We start from the raw sequence: 25,746 nt of genomic DNA on the forward strand, positions 1-25,746 counted from the left end.
GCCTGCCGCGCGGTGTCCGTATCGATCCCCGAAGGCCGCCGCCAGGCGGAGAGGAACTCAGTGACAGGCCACGACACCACCCACTCGCCCCCACAGGACTCGTCGCCGCAGGCCACTGCCGGAGCCGGGATCGCGGGAGCGGGCGCCAAGAACGACGCGGCCACGGAGTCCGGGCGGCGTGCGGCTCGATCGCCGTTGGACCGCGGGCGCCGGCTGGTCGTCGCCGTCGTGGCCTCGGCAGTCCTGCTGACCGCCGCAGGTGCCGCCACGACCGCGCTGATCAAGTCGCCGGCACAGGCGGCGGCCGAGACCGCGCCCCCGCCCGCCGACGTCCTGACAGCGCCCGTGGAAAAGCGGGTCCTCACCTCGTCCGTCATCCTGCGCGGCACCGCGGTCGCCGGCCAGACCGTGGACGTCACGCCGTCGGGAGCAGGCGAGGGCAGCAGCCCCGTGGTGACCAAACTGCCGCTCAGCAGCGGCAGCAGCGTGCGTGCCGGCACACTGCTGGCCGAGGTGTCCGGCCGTCCCGTCATCGCCCTGCGCGGCACACTGCCCGTCTACCGCGATCTCAAGCCCGGATCCGAAGGGGCCGACGTCACGCAGCTGCAGCGATCACTCAGGGATCTGGGACACCCCACCGCGCCGGATCCACCCGGGGAGTTCGGGGCCGGGACCAAGACCGCCGTCACTTCGCTGTACCGGTCCCTCGGCTACGACCCTCTGCCCGCAGTCGCCGACGACGGCGCAGTGAAGTCGGCGCGGCAGCAGGTCACCGCCATGGAGCGGGCCCGGGACGACGCACAAGGGGCAGTGACTCGCGCCGAGGAGGGCGACGGCGGAAGTGGCGGCGGGACGGCGGCCGCGTCCGGCGAGGCGGACGCGGACCAGACCGCTGGGAAAGGCTCCGGCACCGCGACTGATGAAGGGGGCGATGCGTCAGCGCTCGACGAGCTCCGCACCCAGGTCGAGCGGGCGGAGGAGGATCTCGCCGAGGCGCGCGCCGCGCTGACCGCGGCGCTGGCGGCGGAGGGCCCCATGCTCCCCGCCTCCGAGGTGGTGTTCGTCAAGAGCGTGCCGGCCCGGGTGGACAGCCTGTCCGCGACGGTCGGCAGCACGGTGTCGGGACCGGTGATGAAGCTGTCGACGGGCGCCCTCGTGGTGCACGGTCGTCTTCAGTCGTTCCAGAAGGACCTGGTCCGGGCCGGGCAGAAGGTACGGATCCTGTCCGAACTGACCGGCGCGGAGTCGACCGCGACAGTGGCCTCCGTGGCCGACGAGATGTCCTCGGGACAGGACACCGTGGCCGAGCAGGACGCCGGCAAACAGGACGCGGCGAGCGGGCCGGGCCATCTGCTGGTCGTCAAACCCGACAAGCCACTGCCCTCGGATCTCGCCGGTCAGGACGTCCGCCTGACCGTCGAAGCGGCGTCCACCAGGAAAGCGGTCCTGGTTGTGCCGGTCACCGCGGTGTCCTCCGCGGCAGACGGCCGGACGGTCGTCACCGTGGTGTCCCGCAACGGCGTCCAGCGGCGTGTCGAGGTACGGCCGGGAACGACCGGGGACGGGTTCGTGGAGATCGTCCCGGTCGGTGGCGAGAAAGCACTCGGCGTAGGAGACAACGTGCTCACCGGTGTCCGGCGCTCCGGGACAGGCAGCGTGGAGACTGCCCGGTGAAGGCCGTGACGCGCGCCCGAAACCGTCTCGCCGGCCGCCGCCGAGGAACCGCGGCACACCTCGGCGAGGCACCGGAGACCGCCGCCCCCGAGGCGAGGCACGCACCGGTAATCGAGTTCCGCGGTGTCGGGCTGACCTACCCCGGCCCGCCACCCGTCACGGCCTTGCGGCCCTGCGAACTGACCATCAGCCGTGGGGACTTCGTCACTGTCGTCGGACCCTCGGGGTCAGGCAAGTCGACGTTCCTCAACATCGCCGGTCTGCTCGACGCACCCACCACGGGCAGCTACCTCCTGGACGGAATCGACACCGGTGCCCTCAAGGACTCCGAACGCACCGCGCTGCGAGGGCGACGTATCGGGTTCGTCTTCCAGTCCTTCCATCTGATGCAGCACCGCAGCGCCCGGGAGAATGTCGCTCTGGCCATGCTCTACGGCGCCGCCCCTCGTGCGGACCGCGGCCGTCGGGCCGACGAAGCGCTGCGTCGGGTGGGCCTGGCGCATCGGCTGGACGCGCTGCCCAGCCGGATGTCCGGCGGCGAGCGCCAGCGCGTCGCCATCGCCCGCGCCCTGGTCGCCCGGCCGTCGCTGCTGCTGTGCGACGAGCCCACCGGCAATCTGGACAGCAACAACGCCGCCACGGTGCTGCAGCTGCTGGAGGCACTGCACAGCGACGGCATGACCGTGGTTCTGATCACGCACGACCCCGAGGTGGCCGCCCGCGGCGTCCGGACGATCACCATCCGGGACGGTGTCCTGCATGAACTGCATACAGACGAGGGCGATGAACACGGCAGGCGCACCCGGGCCGACGAGCCACAGGAGCCCGCCGAGTGAGGGGGACCGGACGGTTGAGCAAAGCTGTACATCCGGGAAAGGGCGACCGGCACGGCAAGGCACGCCCAGGCATCGAGCTGACCTCCTTCGGCCTGCGCGACCTGGTGGCCGAAGCCCTCGCCGGCATACTCCAGCGCCCCGGGCGGGCGGCACTCACCGCCCTGGGTACCGTCCTGGGCGTCGGCGCGTTCGTTGCCGTTCTGGGGCTGACCGCCACTGCCTCCTCCCAGATCGACTCGCGGTTCAGTCTCCTGACCGCCACCGAGGTGACCATCGAGGACGTCGCCCGCGAACAGAACGAGTTCGCCGGGCCGGCCTTCCCCGAAGACGCAGGCGAGCGGATCGAGCATCTCAACGGCGTGGAGCACGCCGGGGTTCACTGGCCCGTACGTCCCAGCGAGGGACGACAGTTGTCCGTCCGGTCCTCGCCGGTCGCAGGCGCCACCGGCGAGAAGACCGATGTAGTGGCCGCCGCTCCGGGAGCCCTGCTCGCCGCCGTTCCCCATCTCGCACAGGGGCGGCTGTACGACGCGTACCACGCCAACGCCCGCGCGCGGGTCGTCATCCTCAGCAGCAGCGTCGCGGACCGGCTGGGGATCACCACGTTGGAAGCGCAGCCTGCCGTGTTCATCGGGGAACACCCGTTCACCGTCATCGGCATCGTCGATGACGTCCAGCGCAAACCCGATCTCCTGCTTTCGGTACTCGTCCCGCACACCACCGCCGAACAGCTGTGGGGCACGCCGACGGAGGAGGCGGAGATGCTCATCGCCACCCGTATCGGCGCGGCCGTCCAGATCGCCGACGAGGCGCCGACGGCGCTGCGACCGGATCACCCCGAGTACCTCAGGGCCATAGCGCCGCCCGATCCCAGGAAACTGCGCTCCTCGGTCACCTCCGATCTGGACGAGCTGTTTCTCCTCTTGGCCTCCATCTGCCTGGTGATCGGGGCTGTCGGCATCGCCAACACCACCCTGGTCGCCGTCCTGGAGCGCACCGGGGAGATCGGCCTGCGTCGTGCGGTGGGAGCCCGCAGCAGGCATGTCGCTTCCCAGTTCCTCACCGAGTCCGGTGCCCTGGGTGCGCTCGGAGGCCTGGTGGGGACCAGCATCGGTACCCTCGTGGTCGTCGTGGTCGCCGTGGCCCGGGACTGGACGCCCGTGATCCACACCGGCACCATCGCCGCTGCCCCGGCGATCGGCCTGATGACCGGGCTTCTGGCGGGTCTCTATCCGGCTCTGCGTGCAGCCCGTATCCAGCCGGTCGAGGCCCTGCGTCGCTGAGCGGCACCGACACTGCCCGAATGGCCCGCGTCCGCCACGCCGGAAAGAGTGGCGCGGATGACCTCATCGCTGCCGGCCACCGGCCGTCCCTCCGCTTCTCGGGCCGACTCCGGCTGCGCAGGTGCGGCGGCGGCTCGGGCTCAAGGGTCCATACCGCCGCGGTCGTCCCGCCCCTTCCCCGAACTTCCGTGCCGCCGGACCCGCCCCCCTGCCGGCGGCAACATTCCTGCGGTGAGTCGGGAACCTCCGGGCGCCCGACAGCGTTCGTGTCACTGACGGCCGCATGAGCCGAGCCGTCGGCTCATAGTGTCCAACTGCTGGTTCCGTACGACGACTTGACCGGGGGGCAAGAGGCGTGCAGCAGTACCGCGCGCACCCCACGCGCCCAGCCGCCGTCGTGCTCTCCGCGCTGCTCGCGGTCCTGAGCTTCCTCCTTCCGGTTTCGGCAAAGTCGGCGCCGGCGTCCCGCCCGTCCTCGACGGGCACGGCCGCGACGGCGACCGCGCAGGCGTCCGTGACCGCCGACGCGCAGCGGCCCGTCACCGTGGCGCACCCCGTGCTCGGCCACGCCGACGCCGTGCCGTACCAGCACCACGGCTTCGTGGACCCTGGCGCCGGGGACGCAGCCCCGCACCGCGCTGTCGGCGGCCCCGCCGTGGCCGTGACCGCCGCGGCCGCGGGAGCGAGTCGGGGCGCCCACACGTATCGCCCGCGCGGCCCGCCGTCCCGATGGAGCACCGAAGTCCGTATCGACGCCTGACCGTTCGCCTCCGCGCCCGGGGCAGACGTCGACTCCGTCTGCCTGCCCATCGTGGAGAACTCATGTCTCGCGCGCCCATGTGGCGGGCGATCGTCGCCCTAGGTGTGATCGCCGCCTCGCTCTTCTTCGCTCTCACCCAGTCCGCCCGCCTCGGCCTCGACCTGCGCGGCGGCACCCAGATCGTCCTGGAGACCAAGGACTCACCCGTCGTCAAGGCCGATGCCGAATCGACCCAGCGGGCCCTGGAGGTGCTCCGCCAGCGGGTCGACGCGCTCGGCGTGTCCGAGCCGACCCTCTACCGGTCCGGACAGCAGCGGATCTTCGTCGAGCTGCCCGGCGTGCAGGACCCGCGCGAGGCCGCCGAAGTCATCGGACGTACCGCGCAGTTGACCGTCCACCCGGTGCGGGGCGTGACGGACCAGCAGGACACAGGCAAGGGGAGGCCGGCCCAGGACGGCTCGCGCATCCTCGCCGACCCCGACCAAAAGGGGGCGTTCCTCAAGCTCGGGCCCACCGCCCTCACCGGCGAAGGCGTCAAGGACGCCGAGGCGGTGCTCGACCAGCAGACGATGTCGGGCTGGATGGTCAACCTCACCTTCCGCGGGCAGGCAGGCAAGGACTGGGCACGGGTCACCGGGGCGGCGGCCTGTGCCCCGCAGGGCGCCCCCGAGCGGCGCGTCGCCATCGTCCTGGACGGCAAGGTCCTCTCGGCGCCCGGCGTCAACGCGGATGTGGCGTGCGAGGTCGGCATCTCCGGCGGCTCCACGCAGATCACCGGCGGCTTCGACCGGGAAGAGGCCCGCGAGCTGGCCGCGCTCGTCAAAGGCGGTGCGCTGCCGGTGCCCGTGGACGTCGTGGAGCAGCGCACCGTCGGCCCCACGCTCGGTGCCGACGCCATCGCCGCCAGCACCCAGGCCGCGATCATCGGGCTCGCCCTGACGGCGCTGTTCATCCTCGTCGTCTACCGGCTGCTCGGCGCCCTCGCCACCATCGCGCTCGCGCTGTACGGGCTGATCTCCTACGCCGCACTGGTCGCCCTGGGCGCGACCCTGACACTGCCCGGACTCGCCGGTTTCGTCCTGGCGATCGGCATGGCGGTGGACGCGAACGTGCTGGTCTTCGAGCGTGCCCGCGAGGAGTATCTGGGAGCCCGCGCCCTGAAGTCGGCCTCGGCGCGCCTGGACAAGCCACTGCGCACCGGCTTCTCCAAGACCTGGAGCGCGGTCGTCGACTCGAATGTGACCACGCTGCTCGCGGCCGGGCTGCTCTTCTTCTTCGCCACCGGACCCGTCAAGGGCTTCGGCGTCACGCTTTCCATCGGTGTCCTCGTCTCGATGATCTCGGCCCTGGTGATCACCCGGGTCCTCGCCGACCTCGCGATCCGGCGCCGCTTCGTGCGCAACCGGCCCGGCCTCACCGGGATCACCTCCACCGGCCGGGTGCGTACCTGGCTCGCGCACCGCAAACCCCGCCTGGTGCACCACCGGCGCCGCTGGCTCGGCGTCAGCGCGCTGCTGATCGTGGTCGCCGTCGCGGGAATCGGCCTGCGCGGCCTGGAGTTCGGGGTGGAGTTCACCGGCGGGCGCCTGGTGGAGTACAGCACCAGCGGGCCCGTGGACGTGGATGCGGCGCGCACGGCGGTCGCGGACGCCGGGTTCCCGCGCGCGGTGGTGCAGGAGTCGGGGGACGGGGACATCTCGGTACGCACCGGTGAGCTGAGCAACGACCAGCAGCACACGATCAAGACGGCGCTGGCGAAGGAGGGCGGCGAGGTCACCGTCGAGCGGGACGAGCTGATCGGCCCGAGCCTCGGCGACGAACTGCGCCGGAACGCGCTCATCGCGCTCGGCATCGCCGTCGCGGCCCAGCTGATCTACCTCAGCGTGCGGTTCCGATGGACGTTCGCCACCGCGGCGGTCACGGCCATGGTGCACGACGTGCTGCTCGTGGTGGGCCTGTTCGCCTGGCTCGGCAAGCCCGTCGACAGCGTCTTCCTGGCAGCCCTGCTCACGGTCATCGGGTACTCCGTCAATGACACCGTCGTCGTCTTCGACCGGGTGCGCGAGGCGCGCCGCCGCGATCCGGCGGCGGACCTGGAGGCCACCGCGAACGAGGCCGTCATCCAGACGCTGCCGCGCACGGTGAACACCGGTATGGGCGCGCTGTTCATCCTGGCGGCGCTGGCCGTGCTCGGCGGTGACTCGCTCGCGGACTTCTCCGTGGCGCTGATCGCCGGCGTGGTGATCGGTATGGCGTCTTCGGTGTTCACCGCCGTGCCGATCGCCGTGCAGTTGGAGGGCAGCCACCCGGCGCCGCCGGTGCGCCCCAGGCGCGGCGAGGACAGGGGGGCGCGCAGTCCGCTGGAGCGACGCGGGCGGGCGCGGGACTCAGGCGCTGTGGTGTAGGCGCGCGGAGGCTCGGGGGGGGGTCGGGGGAGGACGCGGTTGGCTGAGCGCATCCTCCCCCCTCCGCCGATCCGGCTGTGCAACGTGCAGTGGTTTCCAGACGAAGCCACGTTCCGGTCCCACCGCCTTTGGATGGGTACCGGTCGACGACCGCGCCCCGCACGTCCGCTCCGGACAGTACGGCGGGAGGAGGGCTCAGTCCGCGACGCAGGGAACGCAATGTACGCAAGTACCCCGGATTGTTGCCGTTCACATCCTTGTCGGCCGGTGATCGCTACGGCACGGTTGGCGCCGATGAAGCGAGGACGCCGGAAGGACTGACACGGCTCGGTCGGCGAACCGAGCGCATGGTTTCGGGGCAGGTCCGGCATCCGTTGCGGTATCCCCCGCTGTCGAGCGTCTTCGTCACCGGCATCGGCCCCCATCCACGGGCCGGCAGTACGCGTGCGGCCACAAGCCCTCTATGCCGCGCTCTCCACTTTCCGCGCCACTCCTCGCCGAAGAGCCCTCATGGACACTCTCACTCCCTTCCCCGATCAAGACCCTCCCGCGGCTGCCGCGCTCTATCTCAGCGCTCTCGACCATGAACGCCGCTACTCATCAGCGGAGTTGCGACAGGCCGTCTCCCGCACCCATGCGGCCGTCGGCCAACCGGCCGCGCTCCTGGACCAATACCTTCGGTCCGTTCAGGGGCCTCGGACCGCCGAGCCGGATGTCCGGGCCGCACGAAGATCCTGGGCCCTTCGCATGGCCCGGCACCTGGCTCTCGACGACGGCCCGTCCCTGGCCGGGGCTGCGGGGCAGCCGGCCTGGGCAGAGCCGACCACGGCCTTCTCCGAGCCGCCCCCGCGCCTGCATGCGACGCCACCGTCCGATCAGGCGGACCCGGCGCCCTTCCCCGTCTCAGGTCAGACCGTGACGCTGCGCGAACTGCGTGCCGCACGCCGCCGCCCCGCCCTGGTCACCGCCGCGGTCGTCGGCGCTCAGATGGCCGGTGTCGTCCTGGCCAACGAGGCGCCCGGTCTCATGGCGGTCTCCTGGGCGGGTCCGCTGAACATCGGGCTCACCCTGGTCCTGGTGCAACTGGTGATCACCGGCGTGGCGGTCCTGTGGTACATGCGGTACGCGCGCAACCTGCTGGAGCCGATGACGGAACGTCACAACTCGTCCCGCACAGGGCACTTGGAGAGCCGCCGATGAATTCCGTTCTCGCGCTCTCAGGTCCCGGCGGAGCCTTTCCCGTTCTTGCCGTCTTCGGCCTCTGCATCGTCCTGACGCTGTTTCTGTCGATCGGCTCGATCCTCCCGGAGGAGGACGAACTGAGGGGGTTCTACCTCGGTCAGCGGCGGCTGCTGTCCGTCGTCAACGGGCTGGCGATCTTCGGTGCCTACATGTCCGCGGCAGGGATGCTGGGCAATCCCGGTCTCATCGCGCTCACCGGTTACGACGGCATCGCCTATGTGCTGGCGCCGATGGTCGCCTGGTCTCTCCTGGTGCTGTTGGTCGCCCAGCCGTACCACAGCACCTCACGGTTCACCATCGGCGACTCCCTGGCCCTGCGACTGCACGCCCGGCCCGCGCACCTGGCGGCGGGCATCACGAGCGTGGTCGTCTGCCTGCTGTATCTGACCGCTCAGCTCGTCGGCGCCGGGGCGCTGTCGGCGACGGTCCTCGGCATCGACGGCGACGGCGCCCAGCGGGTCGTCGTGGCCGGACTCGGACTGCTGATGGTGCTCTACGTCCTCATCGGCGGTATGCGGGCGGCCACCCTGGTGCAGAGCATCAAAGCCGTGGTCCTCCTCGCCACGGGTCTGGTCGTCGTGCTCGCGGTCCTGTCGGAGTTCGGCTGGAGCCCCGCGCGTCTGCTGGATGCGGCCGTCGTGCACAGCGGCTTCGGCCAGCCCTTCCTGGAACCGGGCATTCGCTTCCACGACCGCACCAGCAAGATCGACCAGATCAGCCTGCAACTGGCGTTCGTGCTCGGAGCGGCCGCCCTGCCGCACGTCCTGATGCGGATCGGCACGGTCTCCAGCGGGCGCAGAGCCCGCAAGTCGGCGGCATGGGCGGCCGGCATGGTCATCGTCTTCACCCTGTTCGAGATACTGACGGGCCTGGGCTCCGCAGCGCTCATCGGCACGGAGGCCATCGCCGCGGACGCGGCCTCCGGCAACACGGCCGTGCTTCTGCTGGCCGAGCGCCTGGGTGGCTCGTTCCTGCTGACCGTGGTCTCCAGCGTCGCCTTCGTCACGATCATGGCGGTCGTCGCCGCGCTCACACTCACCGCGGCGGCGGCCGTGGCCCATGACATCTACGGGGCCACGATCATGCGGGGCAGAGCGTCCGAGAAGAGCGAACTCCTGGTGGCACGGCTGGGCGTAGTGCTGATCGGCGTGGCCGCGATCGCCCTGTCGATGATCGCCCAGCACCTCAACATCGCCTTCCTGGTCAGCCTCGCCTTCGCCATCGCGGCCTCCGCGCTCCTGCCCGCCCTGCTGTTCAACCTGTGGTGGAAGGGCTTCACGACCAGGGGAGCGGTCTGGAGCATCTACGGCGGCCTGCTCGTCGCCGTACTGCTGACGACGCTGTCCCCGGCGGTCTCGGGGAACCCCACTGCGCTGCTGCCGGGCCTGGACTTCGCGATCTTCCCCCTGCGGAACCCCGGTCTCATCTCCATTCCCGTGGGATTCCTGCTCGGCTGGGCCGGCTCGGTAAGCGACCGGCGCCAGCCGGGCGGGGCCGACTACACGGAGACCGAAGTCCGCGTTCTCACCGACGCAGGCGCCACACGCCGCAGCGGCTGACCCCGTGTGGCAGGGCAGTTGACCCAGTGGAGAGGCCAGGGCCCGTATCCGCCCACCGGCGAGACGGCGCCCTGGCCGCACCAGGCGGGACTGCGGCCGGGCGGCTGCCGTGCGTCTCGCCCGCGCCGCCCGGCCGTGTGCACGACCTGACCACGCCCCGTACCCACCGGGTCAACCGGATCGGCGGACGCCAAGGCGACGGTGACTGGCCGCTGGTGCGCGGTGCCACTTCAAGCGGCCGTTCCGGCTGCGACCTGGTGCGGATCCAGTCCCGCCGGGGCGTCCTGACCCGTGCCTTGCCGGTCTTGCGGAGCTGCGGGCCGCCGTGGCAGAGGACCAGGTCCTGGACGGATCTCCACCCGCACCGGCTCGCCCCGTCGGCCTCGGCCGCGAGGTGCTCGTGACCGACAGGAAGTCGCGATGGTGCCCTGCACCAGCTGTACGCGGCGACCGCGCCCGGACATCCCACGACGGTCCGTCCGGACCGCGCAGCCGAGGGCCCGCAGACCGCAGGGGCTCCCCGACAGGCCGGTGGAGATACCGACCTGTCGGAGACACTTGCGGTCAGGCGAGGTTCTTGGTGAAGAACTCGTCGAGCTTGTCGAAGGGGATGAGGTCCTTGCGGTCGTACAGGTCGACGTGGTCCGCGCCCGGGACGACGACGAGGTCGATGCTGTCGGGGGCCGTCTTCTGGACGTCCTCGGAGTAGTAGAGGGAGTGCGCTTCGGCGCCGGCCACCAGGAGGGCCTTGCGGGGTGCCAGCATGTCGAGGTTCGTCATCTGCCGGAAGGCGAAGAACGACATCGGCGTGGTCGCGGTCCACGCGGTGGTGGAGTTGATCGAGCGCGGGTGGTAGCCGCGCTCGGTGCGGTAGTAGTCGAAGAAGATCTTCGTGATCGGGTCGGCGTCCGCCGGGAGGGTCTTGGGCAGGACGCGGTTGGAGGGGGCGACGTCGCCGTTCTCGTCGAAGGGCACCTCGTGGGATCCCCGCGCGTGGGTGCCGTTCTCGGCGTCGGTCCAGCGCTGCCGGCTGAGGTAGTCGACGACCTTCTGGCGCTGCTCACGCGTGTAGGAGTCCTGGTGGCCGCGGGACATGCTGCGCGACATGTCGTACATCGCGGACGTGGCGACCGCCTTGATACGGCTGTCCGCGGCCGCCGCGGTGAGCGCCATACCGCTCAGGCCGCAGATGGCCTGCATGCCGATCCGCTCGCGGTCGACGACCTTCTGCAGGCCGAGGAAGTCGACGGCGGCGCTGAAGTCCTCGGTGTAGATGTCCGGCGAGCCCACGTCGCGCACCGTACCGCCGCTCTCCCCGGTGAAGGAGGGGTCGAAGGCGAGGGCGACGTAGCCGCGCCGGGCGAACTCGTTGGCGTAGAGCCCCGAGGACTGTTCCTTGACCGCGCCGAACGGGCCGCTGAGGGCCAGGGCGGGCAGCTTGCCGCTGGCGTTCTTCGGTACGTAGAGGTCCGCGGCGACCGTGATGCCGTAGCGGTTCTTGAACCGCACCGAGGTCCGCGTGACGTTCTTGTCCAACGCGAAGGTGTAGCCGCCCTTGGCCGTGGCCTTGCCCTGTCCTGCGGCGCCCGCGGCGCGGCCGGTCTCCTCGCCGAAGGCGGGCAGAGCCGTGGCGGTGGCGGCGGTGGCGGCGGCGCCGGTGGCGGCGATCAGGCCGAGCGCTTTGCGACGTTCCATGGAGTGGACACCTCATATTCGATCGGTGGGGGAGAGGGCGCGCTGGTCGGTGCTGTCGTGACCAGGCGCGATTCCAGAGAACCTGTTCTGCGCCAGGCGTGGCAGGTCGGGTTTATGGGGGGTACAAGCTCAACCCCCCACCGCGCGCGGGGTGTGCGGCGTAGCGCGGAAGGCATGCCACACCGACACCTCGCGGCCCCCGGCGCCGCGTCGATCCCCTTGTCGCCGGGCAGGGGTCAGGGGTTGATGAGGACCTTGAGGGTGTTGCGGTCGGCCATGTCCTGGTAGCCGGCCGGGACGCCGTCGAGGGTGGTGGTGGCGTCGAAGACCTTCCCGGGCTCGATGGTGCCGTCGAGGATGTCGGGCATCAGTTCCTCGATGTAGGCGCGTACGGGGGCGGGGCCGCCGGCGAGGCGGATGTTGTGGCCGAAGAGGCTGCCGAAGCCGACGGGGGCGTCCTCGTACTGGGGGACGCCGACACGGCTGATGGCGCCGCCGTGGCGCACGATGCCGAGGGACTGTTCGTAGGCCGGCATGTTGCCGACGCATTCGAGGACCACGTGCGTGCCGTCGCCGCCGGTGAGTTCCCGGACGGTTTCGATGCCTTCCTCGCCGCGGGCGGAGACGACGTCGGTGGCGCCGAACTCGCGGCCGAGGTCGGTGCGCGCCCGGTGGCGGCCCATGAGGATGATCTGTTCGGCGCCCAGGCGCTTGGCCGAGAGCACCGCCATCAGGCCGACGGCGCCGTCGCCGATCACGGTGACGCGGGTGCGCTCGCTGACGCCGCCCACGACGGCGGCGTGGTAGCCGGTGCCGAGCACGTCCGAGAGCGTCAGCAGGGACGGGATGAGCGCGGAGTCCGGGGCAACGGGGAGCTTGACGAGGGTGCCGTCGGCGAGCGGGACGCGGGCCGCTTCGGCCTGGCCGCCCTCCTCCGGCTCGCCGTCCCAGAAGTTCGCCTGCGGGTGGGCGCAGGAGGTGTGCAGACCCTCGCGGCAGAACGGGCACGTGTTGTCGGAGATGGCGAACGGGGCGACGACCAGGTCACCGCGCTTGACGGTGGTCACCTCCGAGCCGGTGTCCTCGACGACGCCGATGAACTCGTGGCCCATCCGGGCCGGTCCGTCCTCCGGCTTCATCGAGCCGTACGGCCACAGGTCGCTGCCGCAGATGCAGGAACTGGTGATGCGGACCAGGGCGTCGGTGGGCAGCTTGACGACGGAGTCGGGGACGTTCTCGACGCGGACGTCGCCGGCGCCGTACATGAGGGTCGCGCGCATGAGTGCTCTCCGGTGCGGTAGTGCGGGTTCGAGGGAATTCGAGGGAAAGGGACCGGTCAGGGCGGTGGGGCCGGGCTGGCTCAAGCCTGGTCGGCATGAACGGTGGCCGCACTGCGGGCGACCGGGCCAGGTGAACCGGCGCGGTGGTCCCGTGGCAGGGCGAGGGCGATGGTGGGGATCAGGGTCAGGGCGGCGACGGCAGTCCCGACGACGGCGGGGCCGATGGCGCCCAGGCCGGTGTCGAGGGTGCGGCCGGCGAGCCAGGAGCCGATCGCGGTGCCGAGGTTGAACGCCGAGACGGTCAGGGCCGAGGCCAGGGTGGGTGCCTTGCCGGCGTAACGGACGGCCAGGGCCATGAGGACCGGGTTGGCGCCCAGGCCGAAGAAGCCCAACAGGGCGACCAGGACGATGGTCGCGGGGGCCGAGTCGGCCAACAGGACGACTGCCAGCAGGAGAAGGGTGGCGCCCGTGGCGGCGGTGAGGGTCACCATGTGCGGGCGGCGGTCACCCAGACGGCCTCCCACGATCGAGCCGACGAGGGCGCCGAGGCCGAAGCCGACGAGGACCAGCGGCACCAGTCCGGCCGCGAGGCCCGACCGGTCGGTCAGCAGGGGTGCGATGTAGGAGTACGCGGCCAGAACGCCGCCGGTGGTGGTCGCGCAGGCGGCCAGCACCAGCCACAGACGGCCCGAGCGCAGCGCGGTCAGCTCCGCGCGGATCGATCCCGTGTGTTGGGCGGGCCCGTCGTGCGGGACGCTGCGGGCGATCAGGACGATGGCGGCCGCGGAGAGGGCCGCGAGGGCCCAGAACGGTCCGCGCCAGCCCATGAGCTGTCCGGCGAACGCGCCCAGCGGTACGCCGACGACGTTGGCGAGCATGGCACCGGCCCCGACGAGCCCGAGGGCGCGGGCGCTCGCCGCCGGGCCCGCGGCGCGAGTGGCGGCCACGTTGGCCACGGCCCAGAACGCTCCGGTGGCGATCGCGGTCAGGAACCGTGCGGCGAGCAGCAGAGTGAAGCTGGAGCCGACGGCGACGACCACGTGCCCGAGGGCGAAGACGCCCAGGGCGAGCATCAGGGTCAGCCGCGCGGGCAGCCGCAGCGTGAGCATCGCCGTCAACGGCGCTCCGACGATCATCCCGACCGCGAAGACGGTGATCATCAGGCCGGTCCGGGCGACGCTGACCTGCAGGTCTCCCGCGATCTCGGGCAGCAGGCCGGCTACCACGAACTCGGTGGTGCCCATCAGGAACGTGCCCAGCGCGAGCACATGGACGACGAGCGGAAGCCGGGCAGAAGCCGGCCGCGACTGGTCGGCCTGGACACCGTCGAGGGCGTGGAGGGTTGCTCCTCGCGTACTCAAGGTTCATCTCCGTGGGGGTCGTGATCGGGTTACGTGTCCCAGGAGACCGGCATCTGCGCGGGCGGAGAAGGTCGCGTTTATAGGGGGTACAAGCTCAACCTCCCTCAGCGGCGGCTGCTGGCTACCGTGGAACGCATGGACCACCGAAGTGACCACAGAGCGGAGATCCGGGACTTCCTCGCCAGCCGCCGCGCCAAGATCACCCCGGAGCAGGCCGGGATGCCCACCAGCGGCCGGCGCCGGGTGCCCGGGCTGCGGCGCGAAGAGGTCGCCGTACTGGCCGGCGTGAGCACCGAGTGGTACACCCGCCTGGAGAAGGGCCACATCAGCGGCGTCTCCGAGGACGTGCTCGCCGCGGTCGCCCAGGCCCTGCAACTGGACGAGGACGAACGCACCTACCTGTTCGACCTGGCCCGGGCCGCCCGCCCCGCCGCACGCACACCGTCCCGCCGCAAGGACGTCGCGGTCCCGCCCCGCGTCCAGTGGCTGCTCGACTCGATGACGCTGTCCTCCGCCTTCGTGCGCAACGGCCGACAGGACGTCGTCGCCAGCAACCCGCTGGCCCGGGCCCTGCACGCGCCGCTCTTCGAAAGCGAGACCACCGACAAGCGCGGCCGGCCCAATGTCGCCCGCTACATCTTCCTCGATCCGGGTGCCCGGCAGTTCTTCGTCGACTGGGAGGCCGCCGCCGCCGTCACCGCCGCGCTGCTCCGCGCGGAAGCCGGACGCGAACCCCACGACCGGGCCCTGCGCGAACTCATCGGCGAACTGTCCACCCTCAGTCCCGACTTCCGCGGCCAATGGGCCGCGCACGACGTCCGCATCCGCCACGACGGCATCAAACGGCTGTGGCACCCCGAGGTCGGTGCCCTGGAGCTGACCTACCAGTCCCTGGACCTGCCGTTGTCCCACCGGGCCATGCACGACCTGACCCTCTACACCGCCGAACCGGGCACCCCCTCCGAAGACCGACTCAAGCTCCTGGCCAGCCTGGCAGCAACCCAGCCCCAGGTAGCAGCGCCCGCTGAACAGCCGCACCAAGCCGCACCGTCAACGCTCACACGCCGATCCGGCACCGGCGAAAACCGCCCACCCGCGTCGTGAAGCTCCTGCGGTCCGCTAACGAACGTCCACGAAGTCACCCGTCGCCTTGACGCCCCGGGTTGTCATGGTGCTTCTGAATTCATACCGCCAGTAGCGGTCCGCGGTTGCGGTGACCTTCGCGGTGGCTACCCCGGTGGAGTTCGTGGTGGTGTAGCCCAGAGACTCGTAGTAGTCGGTGCCCGGTCGGCGGAACTCGAGGTAAGCGCGCTGGTTCGTGTAGCCGCGGTAGTCGTGGGTGTCCCAGTTGGCCCGGGTGAGTTTGCCCGTGACGGTGATGGTGCCGCCCTTGGCGACCGGCTCGGGAGAAGCGTTGGCGGTCAGCTTGGCGTAACGCTTCATGAAGAAGGTGGTGTGGCCGTCCGCCTTCACGTAGTCCCCGTCGTTGGCGTGGGCTTCGACGTAGACCTTCCAGATGCCGGCCAGCGAGTTCTTCAGATCACGCCGAGGGTCGATCGTGTAGTGCTTGGTGCAGACGGAAGTGGTTCCGTCCGCTGTGCACACCGGCGCCGCTTCACTGGACTTCAGGACCGCGTCGGCGTTGCTGCGGCTGCTTCCGTGGTAGAGCGTGAAGTCCGCGGACTTGATGCCCGAATCGTCGCCGGCCGTCAGCTTGACGGTGATCGTCCTTGGGTCGGTGATGCCCAGGACGACGTCGTTGCCCGAGCCGCCCCCGCCGGTGATCCGGAAGTCGCCCACATCAGCGTTGCCCACTACCTCGTCCGCCTGCGCACCTGGAGTGAGCAGGGCGGCTATGGCCAGAGAACCGAGCAGGGCAGAGCCGATCGTCAATCTACGCATTGAGTCCCCGAAGGGTTGGGCCCGCCTCTTCAGCAGGCCGCCTATAAGTTCCGGCAGTGTACGCACCGGCGGTCAGGGGCTGGAGACAGGCCTCCGGCACGGGCCTCGAGGTGACCTGAAAGAAGTTCCCGGCCTGTGGCAACCCTGTGCGGGGCCTGTGGCGACAAGGAAGCGGATCCGGCCAGTTCCCGTGGCCGGGATCCGGCTTTCGTCTGGTGAACAGCGTGCAAGGAGAACCTCGCCCCCATGAACAACCCCACGAACGGCGGGCGCCGCGGGCGTCATCGCCGTCGCTGGACCGCCACCGGTCTGCTGCTCGGCGTGCCCGCCATCGTCGTGCCGTATCTGCTGTTCGCCCAGGAGGACTCGCAGGCCGCGACGGTCGACGGCGATGCCTACTACCGGCTGGTTTCCGTGCGCAGCGGCAAGGTGCTGGACGTCAACGGCTTCTCCACCGCCGACGGCACCCGTATCCAGCAGTGGACCGACCAGAACACCGCCAACCAGCAGTGGAGGCTGCGACCCACCGGGGACGGCTACTACGAGCTGGTGAACCGCAACAGCGGCAAAGTGCTGGGCATCGCAGGCAATTCGGCGGCTGAGGCGGCCGCCGCCGAGCAGCAGACCGACAGTTCCTCCGCCTCCCAGGAGTGGCGGATCGACGAGGTGAGCGGCTCCGACGCCGTCACCTTCACCTCCCGCAGGAGCGGCCAGGTCCTGGATGTTTCCGGAGGCTCCACTGCCGAGGGCGCGGCAGTCGTCCAGTATCCGAGCCGGGGCAGCACCAACCAGCAGTGGAAGCTGGTGAAGGCGGCCGAGGCCCGGGTGGCCGGGACCGGCGGAGCGCAGACCACGGCCGCGGCCGGGCCGTATGTGTGGAAGAACGCCCAGGTGGTGGGCGGCGGTTACGTCACCGGGCTGGTGTTCAACCAGCGGGAGAAGGGTCTGCTGTACGCGCGCACCGACATGGGCGGGGCCTACCGCTGGGACACCGCGGCCGAGCAGTGGATCCCGCTCACCGACTGGCTCGGCGAGAAGGACTGGAACCTGCTGGGCATCGACTCGGTGGCCACCGACCCCGTCGACCCCAAGCGGCTCTACCTCGCGGCGGGCACCTACACCAACGAGTGGGCCGGTAACGGCGCGCTCCTGCGCTCCACCGACCGGGGCCGCACCTTCAAGCGCACCGATCTGCCGTTCAAGCTGGGCGGCAACGAGGACGGCCGCGGTGCGGGCGAACGGCTGGCGATCAACCCGGCGGACAACGGCACCCTGCTGCTCGGCACCCGCAAGAACGGCCTGTGGCGCAGCACCGACCACGGCGTGACATGGAGTCAGGTCTCCTCGTTCCCCGTCAAGGACGGGGCGAGCAGCGGCGCGGGCATCTCCTTCGTGACGTACGGCCCGGCCGGCAGCAGGACGATCTACGTCGGCGTCAACGACAAGTCCACCTCCCTGTACCGCTCGACCGACGGCGGGAGCACCTGGCAGGCCGTCTCCGGGCAGCCCACCGGCCAGCTGCCGCAGCACGGCGTGCTTTCCGGTGACGGCTCGCTGTACCTGACGTACACCAACGCCCTCGGACCCAACGGCGTGACGGCGGGCTCGGTGTGGAAGTACACGCCGGACCGCGGGGCGTGGAAGAACATCTCCCCGTCCCAGGGCAGCTACGGGTTCTCCGGTCTGGCCGTCGACCCGCGCAAGCCGTCCACGGTGATGGTCACCACCCTCGGCCGCTGGTGGCCGGAGGACGAGATCTACCGGACCACCGACGGCGGCACGACGTGGAAGGCGCTGGCCGACAAGTCGGTGCGCAGCGCCTCCGCCGCTCCTTACATCGGCACCCACACCGGGCACTGGATGACCGCCCTGGCCATCGACCCCTTCAACTCCGGGCACGTGCTGTACGGCACCGGAAACGGCATCTGGCGCAGCAAGGACGCGAGCGCCACCGACAGCGGCGGCACCAGCCACTGGACCGCGGGGGCCCGAGGGCTGGAGGAGACCGCGCTGATGGACGCGATCGCCCCTCCCGGCGGCGCCACCGTCATCACCTCCATGGGCGACCAGGGCGGCTTCCGCCACGACTCCCTGACCAAGGTGCCCGCCGGGCGGCTGAAGAACCCGATGATGACCAACAGCACCGACATCGACTTCGCCCAGTCCAAGCCAGCGCTGATGGTCCGCGTCGGCCGTGGCGGCGAGAAGGACGGCGCCTACTCCAGCGACGGCGGCCGCAGCTGGAACGGCTTCAGGGCAGAGCCTGTGGCCGGTGCCCAGGACGGTCATGTCGCGCTCGCGGCGGACGGCTCCACCATCGTCTGGACCCAGGCCGGTCAGGTCCCGTACCGCTCGACCGACAAGGGGGCGAGCTGGTCCAAGGTCGGCGGTCTGGGCACCGACGCCGTGGTCGTCGCCGACCGCTCCTCGGCCAAGACCTTCTACTCGCTGTCCGGCGGCACGCTCTACGCCAGCACCGACGGCGGCGCGACCTTCACCGCCCGCGCCACCGACCTGCCCTCCGGCCGGCTCACGACCGTCCCGGGCATCGCCGGGGACCTGTGGATCTCCGGCTACGGCAAGGGGCTGCTGCACTCCACCGACGGCGGCCGCAGCTTCACCACGCTCACGACGGTGCAGTCCGCCTCCGCCCTCGGCTTCGGCAAGGCCAAGCCGGGCACCGGCTACCAGGCCCTGTACCTGATCGGCACAGTCAAGGACGTCACCGGCGTCTTCCGCTCCACCGACAAGGGCGCCACCTGGCTCCGCGTCAACGACAAGGCCCACCAGTGGGGCGCCATCGGCGGCACCGGCGTCATCACCGGCGACCCCGACACCTACGGCCGCGTCTACGTCGGCACCAACGGACGCGGCCTCCAGTACGGCGACCCGTCCTGACCCGACGCCCGAGCGGGGCCGCAGCCACAACGGCCTGCGGCCCCGCCAAGGCATCCAGCACATGGATCGTTTGGGAGTGGTCGGCTATGGCCCCGGCTTGGCGGGCTCGTGGGTGATCAGATCTCCCGGCTGGCAGCGCAGGACCTCGCAGATCCTCGACAGGGTCGAGAAGCGGATCGCCTTGGCCCGTCCGTTTTTCAGGATGGACAGGTTGACGACGGTGATGCCCACTTGCGCGGCCAGTTCGGTGAGGGTCATGCCGCGCTCGGTGAGAAGGCGGTCGAGGTGGATCCGGATCGCGTGAGGTTCCTCTTCGGACATCAGATGGTCCCTTCGAGGTCCTCTCGCATGCGCACACCCTCGCGCATGATCTTCCCCATGATCACCGCCGTGAGGCCGGCGAGGACGAGCACCAGCGGTCCGGAGACCGTCGGCCCGGAACCGGCGATCGGCGCCATGCTCCCGACGAGCCAGGATCGCGACCAGCCGACGGTGAGGCCGGCCAGCGGCGTGCCCACGGCGACGAACCAGCCGAGAACGGAGAGCCGTTGCGCCACCGCCTCGGTGAACGGCCCCTGCAGCAGGACGGCCTTCAGCAGTCGGGAGAAGAGGAACAGCGCGAGCGCAGCGAACAGCAGCCAGGGCAGTTCGCCCCCGAGATCGGCGGCTCGCTGCCCCACGGAGGGACTGTCCTGGCACAGGCGCGCGGTACTGCTGGACGCCTCCACGCCCGCGCCCACCGGCAGTGAGTCCGCCAGTGAGGCGTTGCTCCAGAAGTCCGTCTGCACACAGACCGCCCCGTCGTCGAGCATGTGCGTGACGCCCGTGCCTACGAAAGCGAGCCCGCAGAGCACCGCCAGCGCCCAGGTCACCGAGGCCAGGGTCCTCGTGAGCCGCGTGTTCATCTCATCTCCCCCTATCGATTTTCGATAGGGGGAAGGTAGCGGAGCATATCGATATTCGACAAGTTCGAGGCCCTGGCGGGACCGGCCCAGCGGCTGGAAGGCGGCCGGCGCAGCTGCGGCGACCAGGGGTTTCACCGGATGCGGTGCTGCGTCCAGAAGGGGTCCAGGTCCTTGTCCGTCGCGGACTGTGCGGCCTTCTTGAAGTCGGCGGTGGTGGAGACGCCGTACCAGTGGTCGCGGGCGTACCGCTTGAGGAGCCGCGCCATCGTGTCGGCTCCGATGGTGCGCTCCAGGCGGGCCAGGGCGCAGGGGCCGGCCGTGTAGATGAGGTGGTACTCGCCCGGGTGCTTGCTCCAGTAGGCCATCGAGTTGGTGAGCGCGGTGTGCTCGCTCGGCCAGTCGTCATCCGACCAGCAGTCGCTTGTGTCCCAGCCGTAGAAGCGTGCGTTGGCGTACTGGGCGAAGCTCTCGTCCAGCCAGGGCGCGCCGTACTCGTCGTTGCCCACGATGCCGTACCACCACTGGTGGGCCACCTCGTGGACGACGGCGCCGCCCTCCTCGGTGGTGCCGAGGATGACCAGGCCGGGGTACTCCATACCGCCGGGGAAGCCCTTGGTCATCACGAGGTCGATCTCGCCGTACGGATAGCGGCCGAACTCCCTGCCGAACCGGTCGACGGCGGCGACGCCGTCCTTGCGGTTGAGGCGTACACCCGCCGTGGGCGTGTTCGGCGCCCAGTACGACTTCACGCGCACGCCACCGGGCGAGGCCTCCGTCGCTGTACGGAACGGGCCCGCCGCCCACGCGAAGTCCCGCACCCGCTGCGCGACGCTGTGCGTGACCGTGCGCCCGGGCTTGCCGTGGCTGGTCCAAGTGCGGCCCGTTGCGGGGACCTTGAGGGACGACGGGTGGTCGATACGCACACGGAAGTCGCTCGCCAGGGCGTAGAAGCTCTCGCCGGTCGACACATACGGGTCGAGGTGCCATCCCTTCGCGTCGTGCACGGCGAGCACCGGCAGCGCATTGCCCAGGAAGCGGAACGCGCCCTCGCGGCCGAAGCGGTCGTTGCGCTGGGGCACGGTGATGGACACGTCGAAGGAGACGGCCGTCCGCTCGCCGCGCGCGAGCGGCTTCGGCAGGGTGATACGCAGCGCGGTGCAGTCCACGGTGAGGCGGCCCGCGGTGCCGCCGCGCACCTCGGACACCTTGACCGGCGGCGGCGTGCCCGGCGTGCCGCACTTGTCGTCGCCGTTGCCCCACAGACGTACGTACACCTCACGCAGGGGCCGGTCGGAGGCATTGCGGAACGACACCCGCTGCCGGCCCGTCCAGTGGGAGCCGTCGGCGTCGCCGCGCAAGGACACGTCGTAGCGAAGCCGATCGGGCGTCGCGGCCTCGGCCTCGGCCTTGGATGCCGGTGCCGTCGCGGCACCGGCACCGGTGGCGCCCGCCGCCGTGAGCAAGGCGAGCGGTACAACGAGCAGACGACGACCGGCTTTTGACCACCATGTGGGTGCGCGTAACGACGACATGGCAGCGGATCCTGCCACACCGGTATGACAATTGGCGGTTGCCGGTGATCCGGGGACTGAACGGCCGGAGGGCCGCACCTGAGTGGGTGCGGCCCTCCGCCATGACGGGATGTTGTGCCTCACTGGCCGAGTCGTCGGCGGTGCCGCCGGCCCAGGTGACGTAGGTGTCGTCGAGGTGCCCCCGGACCTCGGCCATCCGCACCTTGGCGGCATCGGCCTTGGCGCGGCCCACGAAGGCTTCGACGATGCCGAGGAGCTTCTTCTTCTGCGCGGCGGTGAGCTTGTTGCCGCGCAGCCCTCGTACGCCTGGACCGTGTTGTCGGAGAACGCGCCCGCCTTCATCGACTCGTTCGACTTGGTCGAGGAGGCGATCGCGACCGACTGCTGGGCCGCCGTGAGGGAGTTGATGAAGGCGAGGCTGGCTGCGACCTCCTCGTGGCAGACGGTGACCGTCTCGCCGTCGATCTCCATCGACGTGGGCTCCGAGCCCCAGAAGCAGGGGCTCATGACCACCTGGTCGCCCAGGACGCAGTAGTTGATGACCAGGTGGTGGCCGTCGAACTGGAAGCCCCAGGGCTCCGCGCAGTGGCTGTACGAGAACGTGGCCGGACTGCGCCCCGGGGACGCCGGCTACCGCACCTTCTCGGTACGGCCCGACGCCCGTACGGGAGTGAGCTGGGCCCGTACGTCCGTCCGTACCGTGCGGGGCGAGGCCGCCGTGTCCTGGTCGCGTCTGGACCGGGAGCTGCGGGTGCCGGTGGGGTCCACGGCCGAGGTGCATGTGCCGGCTCAGGCGCCCGCCCAGGTGGCCGCGCCGAAGGGCGCGGAGTTGCTGCGCAGCGATCCCGACTTCGTCGTCTTCCGTGTCGGGCCCGGCACATGGGCCTTCACCGGCCCGGCGTGACGTGTCGGATGCCTCCCGACGCAGCGGGTGCCGGGGCTCAGGACTCCGGGTCCCGGCGGCCGCCGCGGCGCAGTGCGCGGGTGCACCAGCCGATGATCTCGGCGTTGACCTCCGCGCCGATGACGACGGCGCTGATGAACATCACGTCGTTGTCCGGCAGAACGAGGTACACGAGGCTGGCCGGGGCGGTGGCGAGGAGAGGGATGACGCCCGCCATGGACTCGCCCGAACTGTCGGCCGCGGTCGCCATGAGCGCCCACACGAGCAGGACGAAACAGACGGCGAGGTAGACGAGGCCTACAACGCCGAGGTGGTCGCGGAAGCGGCGGAAGTCGGATTTCACGGAATCGCGATCGGTACCGGTCACGGGTGGACTCCTTGGTTGCGTCGCGGTGGTCGGAGGACGGTGGTCAGAGGTGGCCGCCGGGTGGGTTCGGGCGGGCGAGGCCGAGGTCGTACGCGAGGATCGTCGCCTGTACGCGGTCGCGCAGGCCGAGTTTGCGGAGCAGCGCGTTCACATGGGACTTCACGGTGCCCACGGTGATGCCGAGGTGCTCGGCGATCTCCGCGTTGGTCAGGCCGGCCGCGACCAGGGTGAGGACGCCCCGCTGGCTGCCGGTCAGGGTGTCGAGCTCGGGGAAGCTCCCGGCCGGGACCGCGGCGGGCGGGCCGGACGCGTAGTGGCCGATGAGGCGGCGGGTCGCGGACGGGGCGAGCACGCTCTCTCCGGCCGCCACGACCCGGATGCCCTGCAGCAGTTCGGCGGGGTGTACGTCCTTGAGGAGGAAGCCCGAGGCGCCGGCGCGCAGCGCGTCGAAGACGTACGCGTCGAGGTCGAAGGTGGTCAGGACGAGGACCCGGGGCGCGTTCTCGCGGCCGGTGATGATGCGGGTGGCGGCGATGCCGTCCAGTTCGGGCATGCGTACGTCCATGACGACCACGTCGGGGGACAGTTCCTCGGCGAGCCGTACGGCGTCGGCGCCGTCGGCGGCCTCGCCGACGACCGTCATGTCCTCATCGGCGTCGATCACGGCGGCGAACCCGGCACGGACGATGCCCTGGTCGTCGACGACCAGCACGTTGAGGCTCATCGTTCTCTCTCCTCGTTGTCCGGCGCGACGGCGAGCGGCAGCCGGATGCGGACGGTGCCCTGCGGGCCGGTGGTCAGGGTGCCGCCGAGTGCCGAGACCCGCGGGGTCAGGCGCTCCCGTACGGCGGGGTCGGCGGCGCGGGACACTCCGGTGGCCGTGAGCGTCAACGTATCGTCGTCCGCGTCGAGTTCGAGAGTCGCCGGTTCCTCGCCGCCGGTCGCGAGCACCGTCTCGGCGGTGTGGTAGGCGGCCAGGTCGACGGCGGTGGGCAGTCGTTCCGGTACGCGGTCGGTCAGCCGTATCTCGACGTCGCGGCCGGTGGCCCGCAGCTGGTGGGCGAGCAGGTCGAGCGCCTGGAGGGTGGGCTGCGGCCGCAGCTCGGGCGCCGTCTCGCCCTCCCGGACCGTGTCGAGCAGGGCGCGCATCGCGGCCAGGGCCTCGCGGGCGCGGGTCGCTGTCGCGTCGAGGCGGCCCGCTTCTGCTTCGGTGACCATGTCGGCGGTACGGGCCAGCACGGTGGTTTCCAGACCGGCGGCCATACGGCGACGCTCGGCCCAGGCGTCGCGGACGGCTTCCTCGGTCCAGGTGGCGAGGCGTGCGTCGTGGATGCTCTGGGCGGCTTCGTTACGGCGGCCTCGTAGGGTTCCGGCCCAGTGGGTGGCGGTGACGGCCGATGAGACGCCTGCCGTTGCGAGCAGGGTGACTGCCCAGGTGGGAAGAGCAGTGCCTCGGTTCAGAACGGCGATGGTGAAAGCGGTGATGTTTACGGCTGCGGCTGCGATCGGGAAGAAACGGACTTGAGGCCGTGGGTTGCTGCGGGCCGGTGGGGGCTTGTCGCGCCCGCGCGGCGGTAGCCGCATATCCAGTACAGCCCCGCGCCCCTTCAGCGGCGTTGCAGTTCGGGTCGCCTGTGACGCGAGGGCCGTGCACGTGGCCAACATGCTCAACGCGGACGGGAGCACGACCGGGCCGCTGTACTCCCCCACCGCCATCGCCACCGGCCACAGCAGGGCCAGGCCGAGCAGCGCACCGTATGCCGTCCGGGGTGCCCTCCGTAGCCACAGCAGGGCGACCGCCTGGGCGGCTGCCAGCAGGGCGAAGAGGACGCCCGCCGACACCCGCGTCCCGCTCGACGCGTCCTCCGCGCGGATGACCAGCGCCGGGAGCAGCGGCTGTACGACCAGGCCGACGGCGGCCGTCAGCTGCGCCAGGCGGTAGCTCCGCGGAACGGACCGCTCCACGGGGGCCGCGGTCCGGCCGGGCAGGACCGCGCGGACCTCCCAACCGCCGTCGTCCGTCGGCCCGGTGCTCAGGGTGCCGCCCGCCTCCCGTGCCCGCGACCTCAGGAAGCCCTGGCCGCGTCCCCCGCCGAGCCCCGCGCCGTGCGCCGCCGCACCGGCCGGTGGTGCCGCGCTGGTGACCACGACGTCCGTACGGGTGTCGCCGTACCGGACCCGCACCCTCGTGTGCGCGCCGGGGGCGTGCCGGGCCACGTTGGTCAGCGCCTCGCGCACGATGCCGTACGCCGCGTCCGCGACGGCGCCGTCCGGCAGGGGGTCGATCTCGCAGTCCACCCGCTGGTCCAGGCGCCGGAACCCCGTGACCAGGTCCAGCAGCCGTTCCTCCGGTGACGGCAGGTCCTCGCGGGAGGGGGCCGGCGCCCGTACCGCGCCGAGCGCGCGGGTGACCTCGCGGCCGGTCTCGACCGCGAACTGCAGTGCCTCCTCGGCCAGTTCGGGACGGCGGTCACGCAGCCCGAGGGCCGCCCCCGCCGTGACCACCACGGCCGTCAGATGGTGGGCGCTGACGTCGTGCAACTCCCTTTCCATGCGGCGCCGTTCGGCCGCGGGGAGCCGGTGGCGCTCGGACTCGGCCCGCTTCAGCAGTCGTTCGGCCGCTTCCCGCGCGCGACGACTCCGCCGTACGAGGCGCCCGGCACCGCACGCGGTCGCGTACAGGACCGCGGTCAGGACGAGGTCGAGTCCGTCACGGTCGCTGAGTCCGTGCAGGCTGATGCCCTGCAGGAGCTGCCAGGTGGCGAGTGCCACCACGCACAACACGGCGGTGAAGGCATCGCGTTCGGTCGCCACGGTGAACAGGGCCAGCGCGACGCCCGCGGTGCCGAGTACCGCCATCGCCCCGGCGGGCAGCGGTCCGGCGCCCAGTGCGCAGGCGGCGGCGGCCACGACGAGCGTGACCACCGGGCGGCTACGGCGGAGGACGAGCGCCGCCGTCACCACTCCGGCGACCAGGGCCGCCAGGAGGAGGGCGGACGCGGGCGGGACGGCCCCGCGCACCAGCGCCGCCCCGGGCCAGACCACGGCCTGGGCGCAGAGCAGCAGGACCGGGGCCAGACGGTCGTCGGTTCGGTCCATGGCGGAGCCAATGGCAGATCTCATGACGGGTTTCATGGCGGATC

At 71.1% G+C, this 25,746-nt stretch carries 20 protein-coding genes and 1 pseudogene; 10 read left to right on the forward strand and 11 right to left on the reverse strand.

Annotation, left to right across the window (positions count from 1 at the left end; genetic code table 11):
* Positions 1-60: 60 nt before the first annotated feature.
* The 7 genes from ACZ7L6_RS15840 (at position 61) to ACZ7L6_RS15870 (ending at position 9,759) form a co-directional block, all read left to right on the forward strand.
* Positions 61-1,674, forward strand: coding sequence for an efflux RND transporter periplasmic adaptor subunit (locus ACZ7L6_RS15840; protein ID WP_471924085.1), 1,614 nt, complete (start codon positions 61-63; stop codon positions 1,672-1,674).
* Between the two features lie 110 nt (positions 1,675-1,784).
* On the forward strand, positions 1,785-2,510 hold the full coding sequence (locus ACZ7L6_RS15845) for an ABC transporter ATP-binding protein (RefSeq protein WP_471924592.1): 726 nt from the start codon (positions 1,785-1,787) through the stop codon (positions 2,508-2,510).
* 14 nt (positions 2,511-2,524) lie between these two features.
* Positions 2,525-3,793 (forward strand): ABC transporter permease, encoded by a 1,269-nt coding sequence (locus ACZ7L6_RS15850; RefSeq protein ID WP_471924087.1) that lies wholly within the window; start codon positions 2,525-2,527, stop codon positions 3,791-3,793.
* A 355-nt stretch (positions 3,794-4,148) separates the two neighbouring features.
* Positions 4,149-4,553, forward strand: a complete 405-nt coding sequence (locus ACZ7L6_RS15855) for a hypothetical protein (RefSeq protein WP_471924089.1) — start codon at positions 4,149-4,151, stop codon at positions 4,551-4,553.
* A 62-nt stretch (positions 4,554-4,615) separates the two neighbouring features.
* A complete protein-coding gene (gene secD / locus ACZ7L6_RS15860) occupies positions 4,616-6,958 on the forward strand; it encodes a protein translocase subunit SecD (protein ID WP_471924091.1) in 2,343 nt (780 codons plus the stop codon).
* Positions 6,959-7,705: 747 nt separating this feature from the next.
* A complete protein-coding gene (locus ACZ7L6_RS15865; RefSeq protein WP_471924093.1) occupies positions 7,706-8,158 on the forward strand; it encodes a DUF485 domain-containing protein in 453 nt (150 codons plus the stop codon).
* The gene (locus tag ACZ7L6_RS15870; protein ID WP_471924095.1) at positions 8,155-9,759 is read left to right on the forward strand and encodes a solute symporter family protein; all 1,605 of its coding nucleotides are present in this window, start codon (positions 8,155-8,157) and stop codon (positions 9,757-9,759) included. The genes ACZ7L6_RS15865 and ACZ7L6_RS15870 overlap by 4 nt, the downstream gene beginning before the upstream one ends.
* Before the next feature lie 564 nt (positions 9,760-10,323).
* Here the strand turns inward: ACZ7L6_RS15870 and ACZ7L6_RS15875 are convergent.
* From ACZ7L6_RS15875 to ACZ7L6_RS15885, 3 genes are all read right to left on the reverse strand, one after another.
* On the reverse strand, positions 10,324-11,454 hold the full coding sequence (locus ACZ7L6_RS15875) for an alpha/beta hydrolase (protein ID WP_471924097.1): 1,131 nt from the start codon (positions 11,452-11,454) through the stop codon (positions 10,324-10,326).
* 236 nt (positions 11,455-11,690) lie between these two features.
* Positions 11,691-12,734 (reverse strand): zinc-dependent alcohol dehydrogenase family protein, encoded by a 1,044-nt coding sequence (locus tag ACZ7L6_RS15880; protein WP_471924099.1) that lies wholly within the window; start codon positions 12,732-12,734, stop codon positions 11,691-11,693.
* A gap of 80 nt (positions 12,735-12,814) precedes the next feature.
* Positions 12,815-14,095, reverse strand: coding sequence for an MFS transporter (locus ACZ7L6_RS15885; RefSeq protein WP_471924101.1), 1,281 nt, complete (start codon positions 14,093-14,095; stop codon positions 12,815-12,817).
* Positions 14,096-14,230: 135 nt separating this feature from the next.
* On the opposite strand from ACZ7L6_RS15885, the gene ACZ7L6_RS15890 reads away from it, so the two are divergent.
* A complete protein-coding gene (locus ACZ7L6_RS15890; RefSeq protein WP_471924103.1) occupies positions 14,231-15,199 on the forward strand; it encodes a helix-turn-helix transcriptional regulator in 969 nt (322 codons plus the stop codon).
* Between the two features lie 15 nt (positions 15,200-15,214).
* Here ACZ7L6_RS15890 and ACZ7L6_RS15895 read toward each other — a convergent pair whose 3' ends face one another.
* Positions 15,215-15,988, reverse strand: coding sequence for a calcium-binding protein (locus ACZ7L6_RS15895; RefSeq protein ID WP_471924105.1), 774 nt, complete (start codon positions 15,986-15,988; stop codon positions 15,215-15,217).
* A 255-nt stretch (positions 15,989-16,243) separates the two neighbouring features.
* Between ACZ7L6_RS15895 and ACZ7L6_RS15900 the strand changes: the two genes are divergently transcribed.
* The gene (locus ACZ7L6_RS15900) at positions 16,244-18,895 is read left to right on the forward strand and encodes an RICIN domain-containing protein (RefSeq protein WP_471924107.1); all 2,652 of its coding nucleotides are present in this window, start codon (positions 16,244-16,246) and stop codon (positions 18,893-18,895) included.
* A gap of 84 nt (positions 18,896-18,979) precedes the next feature.
* Here ACZ7L6_RS15900 and ACZ7L6_RS15905 read toward each other — a convergent pair whose 3' ends face one another.
* From ACZ7L6_RS15905 to ACZ7L6_RS15920, 4 genes and pseudogenes are all read right to left on the reverse strand, one after another.
* Complete coding sequence (locus ACZ7L6_RS15905; RefSeq protein WP_471924109.1) at positions 18,980-19,216, reverse strand: helix-turn-helix domain-containing protein; 237 nt, start codon at positions 19,214-19,216, stop codon at positions 18,980-18,982.
* Positions 19,216-19,800 (reverse strand): DUF2975 domain-containing protein, encoded by a 585-nt coding sequence (locus ACZ7L6_RS15910; protein WP_471924111.1) that lies wholly within the window; start codon positions 19,798-19,800, stop codon positions 19,216-19,218. Before ACZ7L6_RS15910 ends, ACZ7L6_RS15905 begins: the two co-directional genes overlap by 1 nt.
* Before the next feature lie 131 nt (positions 19,801-19,931).
* Positions 19,932-21,332, reverse strand: a complete 1,401-nt coding sequence (locus ACZ7L6_RS15915; protein ID WP_471924113.1) for a M1 family metallopeptidase — start codon at positions 21,330-21,332, stop codon at positions 19,932-19,934.
* 187 nt (positions 21,333-21,519) lie between these two features.
* Positions 21,520-21,878, reverse strand: a pseudogene (locus ACZ7L6_RS15920) (DUF3500 domain-containing protein); the annotation flags it as partial.
* Between ACZ7L6_RS15920 and ACZ7L6_RS15925 the strand changes: the two are divergent.
* Complete coding sequence (locus ACZ7L6_RS15925) at positions 21,871-22,236, forward strand: alpha-L-rhamnosidase C-terminal domain-containing protein (RefSeq protein WP_471924115.1); 366 nt, start codon at positions 21,871-21,873, stop codon at positions 22,234-22,236. The pseudogene ACZ7L6_RS15920 and the gene ACZ7L6_RS15925 overlap by 8 nt on opposite strands.
* A 37-nt stretch (positions 22,237-22,273) precedes the next feature.
* Here the strand turns inward: ACZ7L6_RS15925 and ACZ7L6_RS15930 are convergent, their stop codons facing one another.
* The 3 genes from ACZ7L6_RS15930 to ACZ7L6_RS15940 are packed head-to-tail and all read right to left on the reverse strand — an operon-like array spanning position 22,274 to position 25,702.
* Positions 22,274-22,603 carry an SCO4225 family membrane protein gene (locus ACZ7L6_RS15930; protein ID WP_471924117.1) on the reverse strand — a complete coding sequence of 110 codons (330 nt, stop codon included), beginning with the start codon at positions 22,601-22,603 and terminating at the stop codon, positions 22,274-22,276.
* Positions 22,604-22,646: 43 nt separating this feature from the next.
* Positions 22,647-23,327 carry a response regulator gene (locus ACZ7L6_RS15935; protein ID WP_471924119.1) on the reverse strand — a complete coding sequence of 227 codons (681 nt, stop codon included), beginning with the start codon at positions 23,325-23,327 and terminating at the stop codon, positions 22,647-22,649.
* Positions 23,324-25,702 (reverse strand): sensor histidine kinase, encoded by a 2,379-nt coding sequence (locus ACZ7L6_RS15940; protein WP_471924594.1) that lies wholly within the window; start codon positions 25,700-25,702, stop codon positions 23,324-23,326. Before ACZ7L6_RS15940 ends, ACZ7L6_RS15935 begins: the two co-directional genes overlap by 4 nt.
* Positions 25,703-25,746: the final 44 nt, after the last annotated feature.

This window comes from Streptomyces sp. NPDC107522, from assembly GCF_055657525.1.

Coding starts and splice junctions, on each gene's coding strand:
- ACZ7L6_RS15935 (WP_471924119.1), bottom strand. CDS start 23,327: ATGAGCCTCAACGTGCTGGTCGTCGACGACCAGGGCATCGTCCGTGCC.
- ACZ7L6_RS15910 (WP_471924111.1), bottom strand. CDS start 19,800: ATGAACACGCGGCTCACGAGGACCCTGGCCTCGGTGACCTGGGCGCTG.
- ACZ7L6_RS15900 (WP_471924107.1), top strand. CDS start 16,244: ATGAACAACCCCACGAACGGCGGGCGCCGCGGGCGTCATCGCCGTCGC.
- ACZ7L6_RS15865 (WP_471924093.1), top strand. CDS start 7,706: ATGGCCCGGCACCTGGCTCTCGACGACGGCCCGTCCCTGGCCGGGGCT.
- ACZ7L6_RS15940 (WP_471924594.1), bottom strand. CDS start 25,702: ATGGACCGAACCGACGACCGTCTGGCCCCGGTCCTGCTGCTCTGCGCC.
- ACZ7L6_RS15875 (WP_471924097.1), bottom strand. CDS start 11,454: ATGGAACGTCGCAAAGCGCTCGGCCTGATCGCCGCCACCGGCGCCGCC.
- ACZ7L6_RS15905 (WP_471924109.1), bottom strand. CDS start 19,216: ATGTCCGAAGAGGAACCTCACGCGATCCGGATCCACCTCGACCGCCTT.
- ACZ7L6_RS15925 (WP_471924115.1), top strand. CDS start 21,871: ATGACCAGGTGGTGGCCGTCGAACTGGAAGCCCCAGGGCTCCGCGCAG.
- secD (WP_471924091.1), top strand. CDS start 4,616: ATGTCTCGCGCGCCCATGTGGCGGGCGATCGTCGCCCTAGGTGTGATC.
- ACZ7L6_RS15880 (WP_471924099.1), bottom strand. CDS start 12,734: ATGCGCGCGACCCTCATGTACGGCGCCGGCGACGTCCGCGTCGAGAAC.
- ACZ7L6_RS15870 (WP_471924095.1), top strand. CDS start 8,155: ATGAATTCCGTTCTCGCGCTCTCAGGTCCCGGCGGAGCCTTTCCCGTT.
- ACZ7L6_RS15890 (WP_471924103.1), top strand. CDS start 14,231: ATGGACCACCGAAGTGACCACAGAGCGGAGATCCGGGACTTCCTCGCC.
- ACZ7L6_RS15915 (WP_471924113.1), bottom strand. CDS start 21,332: ATGTCGTCGTTACGCGCACCCACATGGTGGTCAAAAGCCGGTCGTCGT.